Consider the following 13,196-nt stretch of genomic DNA (forward strand, 5'->3'; position numbering starts at 1 on the left):
AAGGCGGGAATCCGCCTTTTCACCAGACCTTCCAGGGCGCCTTGCCCGTGCTCCACAGCGATTCCAGCAGGTTCTTTTCGCGCAGCGTGTCCATCGGCTGCCAGAAGCCCAGGTGTTCGTAGGCGTGCAACTGGCCGTCGCGGCTCAGGGCTTCGAGCGGCGCCGCTTCCCAGCTGGTGTCGTCGCCTTCGATCAGCGACAGCACGCTGGGCGACAGCACGAAGAAGCCGCCATTGATCAGGCCGCCATCGCCGCGCGGCTTCTCGGTGAAGCCGGTGACCCGGTCGCCTTCGCGCCGCAGCGCGCCATAGCGGCCGGGGGGCTGCACCGCGGTGACGGTCGCCTGGCCGCCATGGCGGCGGTGGAACGCGATCAGGGCGCTGATGTCGATGTCCGCCACGCCGTCGCCGTAGGTGAAGCAGAACGCCTCTTCTTCCTTGACGTAGTCGGCCACGCGCTTGAGGCGGCCGCCGGTCATGGTGTTCTCGCCGGTGTCGACCAGCGTCACGCGCCATGGTTCGGCCTTGCGCTGGTGTACTTCCATGCGGTTGTCGGCCATGTCGAAGGTGACGTCGGACATGTGCAGGAAGTAGTTGGCGAAATACTCCTTGATCATGTAGCCCTTGTAGCCGCAGCAGATCACGAACTCGTTCACGCCGTGGGCGGAGTAGGTCTTCATGATGTGCCACAGGATCGGGCGGCCGCCGATCTCGATCATCGGCTTGGGGCGCGTATGAGTCTCTTCGGAAATACGGGTGCCCAGGCCGCCGGCCAGGATGATTGCTTTCATGCTTGGTTCTCGCACCAATTCGTGAACATGCCGCGCAGGGCGGCTTCGAACTTGCGGGCGAATGCCGGCTCGTCCATGAGGGGGCTGGCGTTCATCTGGCCGCGTAGCGTGCCACGCAGGGTTTGCAACGCAGGAATGTCGCTGGCCAGCGCCACGACCTTGTCGATGTAGGCGGCCTCGTTGTCGGCGATCCATTCCGGATGGCCTACACTCTGGAGCACCGAGGCGCCGATGCGGCCGACGCTGGGGCGGTCGGCCAGCGTCACGTAGGGCACGCCCATGTAGAGGGTCTCGACCAGCGTGACGCCCGAGTTGTGGGGGAAGCAGTCCAGGCCGATGTCCATGCCGCGCAGCACGTCCCAGGCCGGGCTGGTGCAGCCGATCTCCAGGCGCTGGCGCTCGATGCCGTGGGCCTCGAAGCGGCGGATCAGCTGCTCGCACATCGGGCCGTCGCGGTAGCTGGTGCTGTTGACCACCAGGTGCGCCCGCGGCAGGCGGCGCAGGATCTCGGACCAGACCTTGACCGTGCGGTCGTTCATGCGGATCGCGCGGGTCAGCGTGCCCAGGGTCACGTAACCATTCTTCAGCGCCGGCAACGGGCCGGGGTCGCCCATGCCGCCGCCGGGCCGGTAGATGAAATTGCCTTGCGGCAGCCGCCAGGGCTTTTCCGAGAACAGGTGCTCATAGCCCTCGGGCAGCATGACGCCGTCCGTCATGATGTAGTCGATCGCCGACAGCCCGGTGGTGTAGCCGAAGCCCAGCCAGGTCAGCGATACCGGCGCCGGCTTGCGCGCGAACGCGCCCAGGCGGTTGCCGGCGGTGTGGCCGGCGACGTCGATCAGGATGTCGATGCCGTCGGCGCGGATGCGTTCGGCCAGCTGCGCGTCAGTCAGCGCCGCGGTGGGCACCCAGTGGTCGAAATAGGCCTTCAGGCGCGGCGTGGTCGCGTCTTCGGTCGCCAGTTCCGCGTAGGCGGTCAGCTCGAAGCGCTCGCGGTCATGGTGCGCGAACACCGGCTCGATGAAGTAGTTGCCGGAGTGCTGGCGGAAGTCGGGCGAGACATACCCGACCTTGAGCTTGCGCGCCGGGTCCCGCGTGTTGGCGTGCGGCTTCCAGCTCGAACGCAGCGGCATGCACAGGTCGGTGTCATAGTCGCGGTAGGCCTGGAACACCTCTTCGGCCGTGCGATCGTCCGAATAGTTCATGGCGAACAACAGGTTGTTGCGCGCCACCGGGGCGGTCGGGTAGTGCGTCAGGGTCCTGCGGGTCATCAGCTCGGCCTTGGTCACCTCACCCGAGTCGATGTAGATCTTGCTCAGATTGATGAGCGCCTTGCGGTGGGTCGGATCGAGGGTCAGCGCGGTCTGGTTGCAGGCCTCGGCTTCCTTGTATCGGCGCTCGGCGGCCAGTGCGTCGGCGAGAGCCGAATGGGTCTCGGCGCTGCGCGGATCCAATTCGATCGCGCGGCGGGCCACGCCGATCGCCTCGGAGGTGCGCCCCAATTGGGTCAGCACGGCTGCCAGTACGATGTGGCTCTGGGGATCGGCCGGCGCCAGATCCATCATGGTCAGCGCCGGTTGCAAGGCTTGCGAGCTGCGGAAGGTGCTGAACAGGGCGACGGTCAGGGCTTCCCAGGCATCCCAGAAACGCGGCGATAGCCGGGTCAGCTGGCGCGCAACCGGCTCCGCCTCGAGGTAGGCTTTCTGCACCATCAGTTCGTGCATGCGCTTGACCGGTGCTGCGATGCCAGCGGGCAGGTTCGACTGGTGCCCTCTGGCCTGCAGCACACGCGAATTCAGGCTCAGGCAGGCTTGCGCGCTGGCGTACATGCCCGCCAACGGCATGTAGGCATCCCCCGCCGCCTCGAGCGTGCGGCGCAACAGATCGGCCCATGCCTTGGGGCCGCCGCAGATCAAGGCATAGCGCTTGAGCAGCGCCAAGGTTTCCGCCACGTCCGCCGGTTGCGGGGCGGGGGCATTGTCGGCCGCCACGCTGGGCAGGCGGCCGGCTGCCAGATTGGCGACGACCGCCGCCTGTTCCGGCGGCGGCAGGTAGTTGACCGTTTCGTGCCACAGGTTGAAGCGCGGTAGCGCGGGTTCGTCGTCAGCCACGGTCTCCGTCAGGAATGGCAGCAGGCTGAACGCATCGTCGCCCTCGGTTTCGTAGGGGCCGCGATCGAGGCAATAGTGCACGAGATCGTGCTCGAGCAGGGTTTGCAGGACACGCTGCAGGATCTTGGCCCCCGCATCGTTGTCGATCTGGTTGCGGTACAGCAGGACCGCCAGCAGGGTGCTGTAGGGTAACGAGCAAGGCCACGCATGCACCAGCGTGTCCACCACGGTGACTACGTCGGCGTCGTGCGTGATCAGGGCGCGGCCCAGGTGGCTTACATAGGTGGCGCCCTGTTCCTGACCATTGGCGGCCAGCCGGATCGGGCCGGAGGCGAAGCGCAGCTCGCACAGCCGCGCCAGGTCCGGACGCTGGACTTCGGCGGCTCGCTCATCGCGCAGCCAGAGACTTTGGCGGAATGCACGCCCCGTGGCGAAGTCGAGGTATTGCTGGCGCACGGTGGCCGGCTGCCCCATTGCCAGCAAGCTGTGGTTCAGCGACACCCCCTGGCCGAACGAGAGCGGCAACTCGCTCAGCGGCTGCGCATCGCCGAGGTAGGCAAGCCCCGCCTGGGCGGCCACGCCGGCCAGTTCGACGAAATAGGTGGGGTTGCAGGCCAGCGGATTGGCGTCGGATGCCGTGTCGCCGAAGGCGCGGGCGAATTGTTCCGCCGCGGCTGTCAGTGCCGAGGCGTGCGGGTTGGCCGCCGCCATGCCTTCCTTGAACAGGGACAACGCCGCCGTGGCGCTCTGGCGTAGTTCGGCATCGTTCTTCGCGGCGTGGCCGTGCAGCATGATGGCGTCGCGCACCACTTCCAGCGACTTGGCGCCTGGATAGACGTGGCTGTCCAGGTAAAGGAGGCCCTGGGGCGACAGCACCTGTCCGCAGGACTGCAGCAATGCCTGCTGCGCCGGCGCCGGCAGGTAACTGTAGAGACCGGTGACGATCACGTAGTCGAACTGGCCCAGTTGGGTGCCGATGTCGGCGGCTTCGCCCACGTACAGCTGCAGGTTGGCCGCGCCCAGCCGCTGGGCGGCCGCCGTTCCCCGTGCAACCAGAGCTTCGGATGCGTCGATGCCGACCGCCTGGGCCTGCGGGTAGGCCAGGGCAAAGGGCAGCAGGCCGGCGCCGTCGCCACAGCCGATGGCGAGCACGCGGGCATTTTCAAGGGGGACGGTATCGACGCCGTAGAGGTGGGCGGTCGCGCGCAACCGGGCGGGAGAGTGACTGGGAGCCAGGCGTCCGGGATCGGCGGCGGCTTGTCGTTGAGTATGGGCCGGATAAGACATGTGGCGTGCGAAGGAGGGGCGAGCCTCGGGGGATTATTGCGTTCATTCTATGAACGCCGGCGAGCGTCCATTCAGCGAATCAGCGTGCCAATTTCCCGCCAGTTTGGATGAAACCGCTTGAAGCGAGCGAGAATGAAAAAACCCGCCGAGAGGCGGGTTCGGGGGGCTGGCCATGGCGCGAAGCGCCATGGCCGGGGGGACGCCGGAGCCTCCCCCGTCCATACTGTGCTGTCGCGAATTAACGCAGCAGCGACAGAACGGTTTGCGGCACTTGGTTGGCTTGGGCCAGAACCGAGGTGCCAGCCTGTTGCAGGATCTGGGCCTTCGACATGTTCGACACTTCCGTGGCGTAGTCGGCGTCCTGGATACGCGAACGGGCGTTGGACAGGTTGTTGACCACGTTGTTCAGGTTGGCGATGGTCGATTCCAGACGGTTCTGCACGGCACCCAGCTCACCGGTCAGCTTGTCCAGCTTGGTGAAGGCGGCGTCCAGCGTCTTCAGCGGATCGGTGGTCAGCGTACCCTTGCTGGTCGTGTCCGTGGTCAGCTTGCCCGAGGCGCTGACGTAGGCGGTGGCGCCGACCTTGGGAGCGTAGTCGCCCGTGCCCGTACCGCTCTTGACCGTGGCCTTGCCCGTGTTGGGGTCAACCGTGTAGACCGTGTCGTAGGTCTTGGTGGTCGTGAACGAACCCTTGTCATCGACGTACGTGTCGGTCGAGGTGCCGTTGGCCAGCGTCACCGTGGCGCTGGTGATGCCTTGGCCGAGCTGGATCGACGAGTTGGCGGCGGCCTTGACGTTGGCCAGCAGCGCATCGGAGGCGATGGTGTTGGTGAACGACAGTTGGTTGGCGGTGCCCGTGTTGGAGTACGTCTTGCCGCCGATGGCGACAGACGACGAACCGGCGGCGCCGGTGTTGTTCGACGCGGCGGTCATGACGGAGTCGAGCGTGGCAGCGGTGGCGCTGGCGCTGTTGGTCGTCAGGTTGCCGGCGGCGTCCAGGTAGGCAGCTTGGCCGCCGATGGTGACCTTGCCCGTGGCGTCGACTTCGAACGAGGTCGAAGCGGAACCGTTGCTGTGGGTGTAGGTGGCGGTCGTGGTGCCGGTGGCCGGGCGCAGCGAGTTGGCCAGGGCGGTCACGGAAGCAGCGTCCGAAGCCGACTTGTCGGTGAACGTGAAATTCTTGTTGGCGGCGTCGTAGGTGTAGACGGTAGCGGCGGTGCCGGTACCGACGGTGACCTTGTTACCGGCTTCCAGCTTGCCGAACACTTGGTCAGCGGTAGCGCTGGCGTGGTTCGTGGTCACGGTCCAGTCGTTGCCGGCGGCGACGCCACCAGCGGCTTGCAGGTCGGACACGGTGGCCGTGCGGTTCTGGGTCACGCCCGAGCCGTTCACGTTGAAGCCATCCAGGCCCAGGGTCTTGACGCTGATTTCGGTCAGGTTCAGGGTGATGGTTTCGCCGTCGTTGGCGCCGACTTGCAGCGTCAGGGGCTTGGCGTTGGCCGACAGAACCTTCACGCCGTTGAAGTCGGTTTGTTGCGAGATACGGTCGATGTCCGACAGACGCTGGTTGATTTCGTCTTGCATCGAGTTGAGCTGCTCTTGCGAGTAGCTGCCGTTGGCGGCTTGCACCGACAGTTCGCGAACGCGCTGCAGGTGGGTGTTGATTTCGGCCGAAGCGCCTTCGGTCGTTTGAGCCAGCGAGATGCCGTCGTTGGCGTTGCGAGCGGCTTGGGTCAGGCCCTTGACGTTCGCGGTGAAGCGGTTGGCAATGGCCATACCGGCGGCGTCATCCTTCGCGCTGTTGATGCGCAGGCCGGACGACAGACGCTCGATGGCGGTACCCAGGGCGGATTGCGACTTGTTCAGGTTGTTCTGAGCAACCAGCGACAAGTAGTTGGTGTTAATGACTGCAGCCATGTTTAGGCTCCCAAGAGAGAAAGGCTTCTTCAAACCGGGCAGCGGGGCCGCCCATCGTTGTAACGGGAAGAATTCGATTTCTTGCGTCTTCGAATTTCTCCGTTGCAAGGATTACGGCAGTCGCAAATCAATCTTTAGGGCTTTTTTTTGGTATTCGCAAAATGTTGTTGGATACCAATTACAGACTGGTCTGATGATCTGGCTGGGAGGCCGGACGGGGTGGTCAGCGCACTATATACAGACTTGTCCGACGGCCGGAGCACGGCCGCCGGACGGACCTGTCAGTGCAGCAGCAGGCCGGCGCGGCGCAGGGCGGCCAGCAGGCCGTTGACGATTTCCTGGGCCACCGGATCCAGGTTGCGGGCGCCCTTGTAGGACTTGCCGTCCGGGTGCGGGTGGCGTCCGGCGGTCAGCGCGTCGCGCGCCAGGGTGCGCAGTTCGGCAGTGCTGTGCTCGCCGTCGATGTGGCGCATCAGGTATTGGTGCAGGCTGTTGGTGGGCGCCGTGACGGCGTGATGCCAGAGGCTGTGCATGCCAACCTGGCAACCCGCTTTAGTTACTTCTTGTAGTAATTGCAAGGCGCCGGGGATCAGGCGCGGCTTGGTCTGCGCAGGTTGGTAGGCGGCCGGTTCCAGGCGGTAGTGCAGGGCGCTGGCCTGCACCAGCGTCACCAGGTGGCCGATCATCGCGTTGGCCAGGGCGTCGGCAGGCGCGTCGGCCGCGTGCCCGCGCTCGGCCTCGAGCAGCGCGGCGAACGGCAGCGACTGCGGCCAGGCCTGGGCCAGCGTTTCCATCAGTCCGATCATGCCCGGATCCTGGGTGGTGATGGCGGTCCCGGCGGCGGTGCGGAACTGGCGTTGCCCGGCCGGGGCGCCCGCCGCGCCGGGCAGCGGCGTCAGGTCGGCGGCGAAATGCATGGCGACAAAGGCGCCTCCCTCGGGCTGGTCGAGGATGTCGCCGGCGCGCTCGGCATGCACCAGCAGGCTCTTGCGGAACGAGCGGCCGATGGCGAAATCGAGGTATTGCTCGCGCATTTCCCGGCCGGCGTTGACCGACAGCCCGTTCAGGCCCACCGCCACGGCGCCGCCGAACGTGGAGGGGAACGTCAATTGCGGTTCGGCATCGGTCACGTAGGCCAGCCCGGCCTGTTGCGCCGCGGCGGCGAATTCCAGGAAATAGCAGGGCGTGTTGATCGCTTCCAGGTATTCGTGCAGCAGGTAGTGGTCCGTCTGGCCGCGCAGCTTGCGGGCGGCTTCCTGCAGCGCCGAGCGCAGCGGGTTGTTCTGCCACAGGCCGCCCTCGATCAGCTCCAGCATGGCCTTGGCGCGGACCAACTTGTCCTGCGGCGTTTCCGCGCCGAAGCTGTTCAGGATCATGGCGTCGCGGATCACGTCGGACGCCTTCCAGCCCGGATAGGTGTTGTAGCTGACATAGGCGATGCCTTGCGGCGCCAGGTTTTCACGGCAGATGCGCAGGATCGCGTCACGCACCTCCGGTGGCACCCAGCTGAACACGCCGTGGCAGATGACGTAGTCGAAAGTGCCGAAATCGGCGGTGATGTCGGTCAGGCTCATCGCCCGCAGGTCGAGATTGCGGGCACCGACCGCTTCGGCGGCCCGCTGGCCCGCCTCGATCTGTTGTGGCGAAAGGTCGATGCCGACGACCTGGGCTTCGGGATGGGCCAGGGCGAAAGGCAGCAGGTTGCCGCCGGCGGCGCAGCCCAGTTCGAGCACCCGAGCATGCGCCAGCGCGGGTGCCTCCAGGTTGTACAGGCTGGCGGCCGCGCGCAGGTGGCCGGGCGACGTATAGGAAAACGGCAGCGAGATATAGGGGGTTTCGTCGTAGGCGTCGGAAATGGCCTGCGTTAGGACGTCGGGTGCGCTCATCGCGAAATTCCAGGGGCGGGGGTGCGGCCGGCGGCGGACGGCTTGCGCGCACCCTATTTATGTCAGCTTCCAAGGCTAACAAGGTCCGGCTGAGGGCAATGGCGTGAATAGCGTCCGATTTCCCTGGAATTCCTGTCGCCAGGGCCGCCCTGCGGATTTTGCGCGGGCAGTGAAGGTCTGGCGGCGTGCTGATACGGTCGCCAAGCAGCCGCCTCAGATAATCTGCGCGATCTGCCCCTCCAGGGGCAATTGCTGCCAGGCCTGCTCGCGCAGCTTGGCGCGGATGCGGGCGGTGGCCTGCGAGCGCAACTGGCAGACGCGGGCCTCGGTCACGTTCATGATCGCGCCGATTTCCTTCAGGTTCAGGCCCTGTTCGTAGCACAGCGAAAGCAGCAGCTTTTCGCGGTCGGGCAGGGAGTCGATGGCGTGGATCAGGGCCTGGCGGAAATCGCCGGCCAGCAGCGAATCCAGCGGATTGCCGCCGGCGGTGCCGTGATTCAGCGTGGCGGCCCAGTCAGACTGGCCCGAGGCGGTGTCGGGCTCGGTGGCGAAATCTTCGTAATGGACGATCTGCACGCCTTGGGCGTCGTGCAGAAGCGTCTGATATTCGTTCAGCGGCATTTCCATCTGCTGCGCGATCTCGGCTTCGCTCGGCGCGCGCATCAGGCGTTGCTCCAGCTGCTGGATGGCCTGTTCGATCTTGCGGGCCTTGGCGCGCACGCTGCGCGGCAGCCAATCCTGGCCGCGCAACTCGTCCAGCATGGCGCCGCGGATGCGGGTGGTGGCGTAGGTCTCGAACTGGGCGTCGGCGGTTTCCTGGTAGCGCCGCACGGCGTCCAGCAGTCCGATCATGCCGGCCTGGATCAGGTCGTCGAGCTCGACGCTGGCCGGCAGCCGGGCGAGCAATTGCAGGGCCAGCTTCCGCACTAGCGGGGCATATTCGACCAAGCTGTCATCTGCGTGGGGCATTGCGGAAATGTCGGGCGGTGTCCATCGTGACGCATTGTCGGTTGTTGTCAATTTGCGACATTGTCGACAAACGCGCGGCTACGCTAAAGCTAGCAAGATTCTGTGATCGGCAAGGTGCCATTGTCGGCAAAAGACGGCATTTCATTCGCTAAAGCACGCAACGTTTTGAATGCTTATTTGCCAAATTGACGTACATTTGTCAGGGCTTTCTATGTCAAGGTGTATCTAAAGTCTCAAGTTGCGCAATATCAACAAAGATTTGTCATATAAGTCATAGAAAATGACATGACCTGTGGTAAATTTTACTTAAATTGCGAACAAATGATACATTTCGCATTAAAACAGGATGCAGCGGGCAGGGCGCAACATATGTTGCGAAATGCTTTGGTTATCAAGCCCCTTCGGTGGGATAGGGAATAGGGAGTCGGGCGTGCAACAAGTCGAAAATTCTTTGCTGGCAGATATTCGTGAAGTGAATCTGTCCTATCTACTTCTCGCGCAGCGCATGCTGCGCGATGACTATGCTGCATCGATGTTCCGCCTGGGTTTCAGCAATGAGGTTGCCGATATCCTGATGCGTCTTTCTCCGGCCCAGCTGGTGAAGCTGGCCAGTTCCAGTTCGCTCCTGTGCCGTTTCCGTTTCGACGACTACAGCCTGCTGTCCGCCCTGACCCACGACGTGCTGGGCGGTGCGCTGCAGCAAGCGCACGCGACGATCCTGCTGGCCAAGCAACCTGTTGAAGAACTGGCCTGACGGCCTGTCGAATCCCACTCGGACACGTGTAATGGCCACCAAGAGCGTTTCGCAGGAAGCGGATGACATCCTGCTAGCCAGCTCCATGATCACCCTGGGCGCGCGGCTGCAGGTGTTGGAGGCGGAAACCAGCCTCAGCCACGACCGCCTGGCACGCCTGTACCGCGAAATCCGCGGCTGCTCGCCACCGAAGGGCATGCTGCCTTTTTCGGTCGACTGGTTCATGACCTGGTTGCCGAACATCCATTCCTCGCTTTTCTACAACGTGTATTCGTTCCTGAATGCGCGTACCAGCAGCAAGGGCATCCGCGCCATCATCGACGCGTACCGCCTGTACCTCGAAAATGCCGGCGTCGATAACGCCGAATCCGCCGAACCCGTGCTGAGCTTCACCCGCGCCTGGATGCTGGTGCGGTTCTTCGACAGTGGCATGCTGCAGCTTTCGGCCTGCCGCCAGTGTGGCGGGCATTTCATCGCCCATGCGCATGATCCGCAATCGGATTTCGTGTGCGCGATCTGCCGCCCGCCACCCCGCGCCGGCAAGACCCGCGCCGCCGCCAAGGCGCGCGCGGGCAGCCGCTCCGCGCCTGCCGTAGACGCCGCCCGTTCCTGAGCGGCGCGTCCAAATACATCAAAAGCCCTGGAAAAGTCCCCGTAACCCGCCTTTTTGGGTCGGGGGGAACAGGGGATCATTGACGCCGGTTTTAGACTTCGTTGGCAGGGGCCTGATGTGTTGATTGTTATCGGTTTTCTAGTGGTGATCGTGTCGGTCATCGGCAGCTTCGTAGCGCTGGGCGGCCACATGGGCGCGCTCTACCAGCCGTTCGAGTTGACGCTGATCTTCGGCGCGGCCTTCGGCGCGTTCCTGGCCGGCAACAGCAAGAAGTCGCTGATGCTGGTCAAGAAGGCGCTGCCGGATACGCTGAAAAGCTCGCGCTACGGCAAGGACGTCTACATGGAGCTGATGGCGCTTCTGTACGTGTTGCTGAACAAGGCGCGCCGCGAAGGCCTGATGGCGATCGAATCGCACATCGAGGATCCGGCCTCCAGCCCGATCTTCAGCGAGTATCCGCGCATCGCCAAGGACGAGAAGCTCATGGAGTTCATCACGGACTACCTGCGCATCATGATCAGCGGCAACATGAGCTCGTTCGAAATCGAAACCCTCATGGACGAGGAAATCGAGACCTACCGCCACGAACGCGAAGTGCCCGCCAGCATGATCCGGCAGATGGCCGACGGCCTGCCGGCCTTCGGTATCGTGGCCGCGGTGCTGGGCGTGATCAAGGCGCTGGCCGCCGTGGACCAGCCGCCCGCCATCCTCGGCGACCTGATCTCCAAGGCCATGGTCGGCACCTTCCTGGGCATCCTGCTGGCCTACGGCTTCGTCGGTCCGCTGGCCTCGCGCATCGAGCGCCGCACGGACGAGGCCATGAAGGTGCTGGAATGCATCAAGACCACGCTGCTGGCCAGCATGAACGGCTACCCGCCGCAACTGGCGGTGGAATTCGGCCGCAAGGTGCTGTATTCGTCGGTGCGCCCGACTTTCGGTGAGCTGGAAGAACACGTCCGGCAGACCAAGTCCACCGCCAAGGCCTGACGGAGCGGGCCATGAGCACGGTAAACAACCACCGTGTGGTGATCCGCCGCAAGAAGGTCCACGGCGGCGGGCACCACGGCGGCAGCTGGAAGATCGCCTACGCCGACTTCATCACGGCGATGATGGCGTTCTTCCTGGTGATGTGGCTGATCAGCATCGTGCCGCGCGAGGAACTCAAGGGCATCGCCGAATACTTCCGCATGCCCCTGCGCGTGGCGCTGACCGGCGGTCCCAGCAGCTCGGCCGAGACCAGCGCGGTTCCCGGCGGCGGCCGCGACCCGCTGCGCAGCGATGGCGACGAACGCCGCGCCCAGGGCAACCGGGTCGAGGCCCAGCCCATGGGCGACGCCGAGCGGCGCGACCAGCATCGCCTGGAAAACCTCAAGAAGCGCCTGGAAAACGTCATCGAGAACAGTCCGGTGCTCAAGAGTTTCCGGCCCCAATTGCTGATCGACCTGACCACCGAAGGCCTGCGGATCCAGATCATCGACAACCAGAACCGTCCCATGTTCGCGACCGGCCGCGCCGAGGTGCAGCCCTACATGCGCGACATCCTGCGGGAATTGGGGCCGGTTTTGAACGAACTGCCCAACAAGGTCAGCATCTCGGGCCATACCGACGCGTCGCAGTACGCGCGCGGCGAGCGCGCCTACAGCAACTGGGAACTCTCGGCCGATCGCGCCAACGCCTCGCGCCAGGAACTGGTGGCCGGCGGGATGAACGAAAGCAAGGTCATGCGCATCCAGGGTCTGTCCTCGAGCATGAGCCTTGTTAAAGATGATCCATATGCGGCCGTTAATAGACGTATCAGCCTAGTGGTGCTCAACCAGAGCACCCAGCGGCGCATCGAAAACGAGAACGCCGCGGCCGCGGACGTCAGCGCCAAGGATGCCCGCGAGGTTGGAACGGCCGTGGAGGCGGTGAATGCCGCCGCCCAGGCCACGACGGCAACCAAGCAAGGCGACGCGGCGGCAACGCCGCCCGCCGAAGGGGCTCGATAGCAATGGCGGCAACGATTCTGGTGGCGGACGATTCGGCGACGATGAGAATGATCGTCCAGGCGACGCTGACGGGCGCGGGATGGAAGGTATTGACGGCTGGCAACGGTCAGGAAGCGCTGGAAGTGGCGAAAAGCCACCCGGTCGACCTGGTGGTGAGCGACTGGAACATGCCCGTGATGGGAGGCCTGCAATTGATCCAGGGCCTGCGCGAACAGGAACAGTACCTGGACGTGCCGGTGCTGGTGCTGACCACCGAGGATGACGTGGACAGCAAGATGGCGGCTCGGGATCTGGGTGTGTGCGGCTGGTTGTCCAAGCCGGTCGATCCCGATGTGCTGGTGGAATTGGCGTCCGAATTGCTCGACGAGCAATCCGGCGCGTAGGCAGGTTCATTTATGAAGGCGTACGGGTCATGAGTTCTGGTTTGGACCTCAGTCAGTTTTACGAGACCTTTTTCGACGAGGCGGACGAGCTGCTCGCGCAAATGGAGCAGTTGCTGCTCGAGCTCGACGTCGGCGCGCCCGACATCGAACAGCTCAATGCCATTTTCCGCGCGGCCCATTCGATCAAGGGCGGCGCGGCGACGTTCGGCTGCTTCAACCAGCTGGCGGGCACCACCCATCTGCTTGAAAACCTTCTGGACGCGATCCGTCGCGGCGAAATGGCGCTGCGTACGGACATGATTGATATCTTCTTGGAAACGAAAGACGTGCTCAAAAGCCAACTGGATGCCTACCGGGCCTCCGAAGAGCCCGATGAAGCCGTGTTTGAGCGCATCTGCGCGGTGTTGAGGCAGCTCGCCCTGGAGCATAAGGATCCCGCGGCGGCCGCGGCGCCTGCGCCGGCCCCGGTCGCCGCGCCCGCGCCGGTGGTGCCGGCG

General features: G+C 64.5%; 11 protein-coding genes. 6 read left to right on the forward strand and 5 right to left on the reverse strand.

Features of this window, described 5'->3' with window-relative positions; all coding sequences use genetic code 11:
* Positions 1 to 19: 19 nt before the first annotated feature.
* The 5 genes from rfbF to HV742_RS25520 all read right to left on the reverse strand — a co-directional run bounded on the left by rfbF (position 20) and on the right by HV742_RS25520 (position 8,961).
* Complete coding sequence (gene rfbF / locus HV742_RS25500) at positions 20 to 790, reverse strand: glucose-1-phosphate cytidylyltransferase (protein ID WP_068953008.1); 771 nt, start codon at positions 788 to 790, stop codon at positions 20 to 22.
* On the reverse strand, positions 787 to 4,188 hold the full coding sequence (locus HV742_RS25505; protein WP_175146683.1) for a bifunctional class I SAM-dependent methyltransferase/glycosyltransferase: 3,402 nt from the start codon (positions 4,186 to 4,188) through the stop codon (positions 787 to 789). Before HV742_RS25505 ends, rfbF begins: the two co-directional genes overlap by 4 nt.
* A gap of 238 nt (positions 4,189 to 4,426) precedes the next feature.
* Positions 4,427 to 6,106, reverse strand: coding sequence for a flagellin N-terminal helical domain-containing protein (locus HV742_RS25510; protein WP_068953003.1), 1,680 nt, complete (start codon positions 6,104 to 6,106; stop codon positions 4,427 to 4,429).
* 281 nt (positions 6,107 to 6,387) lie between these two features.
* Positions 6,388 to 7,992, reverse strand: coding sequence for a methyltransferase regulatory domain-containing protein (locus tag HV742_RS25515; RefSeq protein WP_175146684.1), 1,605 nt, complete (start codon positions 7,990 to 7,992; stop codon positions 6,388 to 6,390).
* A gap of 213 nt (positions 7,993 to 8,205) precedes the next feature.
* Positions 8,206 to 8,961, reverse strand: coding sequence for an RNA polymerase sigma factor FliA (locus HV742_RS25520; RefSeq protein ID WP_175146685.1), 756 nt, complete (start codon positions 8,959 to 8,961; stop codon positions 8,206 to 8,208).
* Positions 8,962 to 9,391: 430 nt separating this feature from the next.
* Here HV742_RS25520 and flhD point away from each other — a divergent pair, with 430 nt between their 5' ends.
* The 6 genes from flhD to HV742_RS25550 form a co-directional block, all read left to right on the forward strand.
* Positions 9,392 to 9,715, forward strand: coding sequence for a flagellar transcriptional regulator FlhD (flhD, locus tag HV742_RS25525; RefSeq protein WP_006219025.1), 324 nt, complete (start codon positions 9,392 to 9,394; stop codon positions 9,713 to 9,715).
* Between the two features lie 31 nt (positions 9,716 to 9,746).
* Positions 9,747 to 10,328: a flagellar transcriptional regulator FlhC gene (flhC, locus tag HV742_RS25530; RefSeq protein ID WP_049074406.1), complete on the forward strand. Its 582-nt coding sequence runs from the start codon at positions 9,747 to 9,749 to the stop codon at positions 10,326 to 10,328.
* 117 nt (positions 10,329 to 10,445) lie between these two features.
* Positions 10,446 to 11,315: a flagellar motor stator protein MotA gene (gene motA / locus HV742_RS25535; RefSeq protein ID WP_006387509.1), complete on the forward strand. Its 870-nt coding sequence runs from the start codon at positions 10,446 to 10,448 to the stop codon at positions 11,313 to 11,315.
* A gap of 11 nt (positions 11,316 to 11,326) precedes the next feature.
* Positions 11,327 to 12,316, forward strand: coding sequence for a flagellar motor protein MotB (gene motB / locus HV742_RS25540; protein WP_049074404.1), 990 nt, complete (start codon positions 11,327 to 11,329; stop codon positions 12,314 to 12,316).
* Positions 12,317 to 12,318: 2 nt separating this feature from the next.
* A complete protein-coding gene (locus tag HV742_RS25545; protein WP_006387511.1) occupies positions 12,319 to 12,699 on the forward strand; it encodes a response regulator in 381 nt (126 codons plus the stop codon).
* 29 nt (positions 12,700 to 12,728) lie between these two features.
* On the forward strand, positions 12,729 to 13,196 hold a 468-nt coding region (locus tag HV742_RS25550; RefSeq protein WP_175146686.1), incomplete at its 3' end, for an Hpt domain-containing protein.

The sequence above is a fragment of the Achromobacter ruhlandii genome (genome assembly GCF_902859695.1).
Taxonomy (GTDB): Bacteria; Pseudomonadota; Gammaproteobacteria; order Burkholderiales; family Burkholderiaceae_B; genus Achromobacter; species Achromobacter ruhlandii.

What these genes read in the sequence shown, in the direction of transcription:
- rfbF (WP_068953008.1), bottom strand. Translation starts at nt 790, where the DNA reads ATGAAAGCAATCATCCTGGCCGGCGGCCTGGGCACCCGTATTTCCGAA.
- HV742_RS25505 (WP_175146683.1), bottom strand. Translation starts at nt 4,188, where the DNA reads ATGTCTTATCCGGCCCATACTCAACGACAAGCCGCCGCCGATCCCGGA.
- HV742_RS25510 (WP_068953003.1), bottom strand. Translation starts at nt 6,106, where the DNA reads ATGGCTGCAGTCATTAACACCAACTACTTGTCGCTGGTTGCTCAGAAC.
- HV742_RS25515 (WP_175146684.1), bottom strand. Translation starts at nt 7,992, where the DNA reads ATGAGCGCACCCGACGTCCTAACGCAGGCCATTTCCGACGCCTACGAC.
- HV742_RS25520 (WP_175146685.1), bottom strand. Translation starts at nt 8,961, where the DNA reads ATGCCCCACGCAGATGACAGCTTGGTCGAATATGCCCCGCTAGTGCGG.
- flhC (WP_049074406.1), top strand. Translation starts at nt 9,747, where the DNA reads ATGGCCACCAAGAGCGTTTCGCAGGAAGCGGATGACATCCTGCTAGCC.
- motB (WP_049074404.1), top strand. Translation starts at nt 11,327, where the DNA reads ATGAGCACGGTAAACAACCACCGTGTGGTGATCCGCCGCAAGAAGGTC.
- HV742_RS25545 (WP_006387511.1), top strand. Translation starts at nt 12,319, where the DNA reads ATGGCGGCAACGATTCTGGTGGCGGACGATTCGGCGACGATGAGAATG.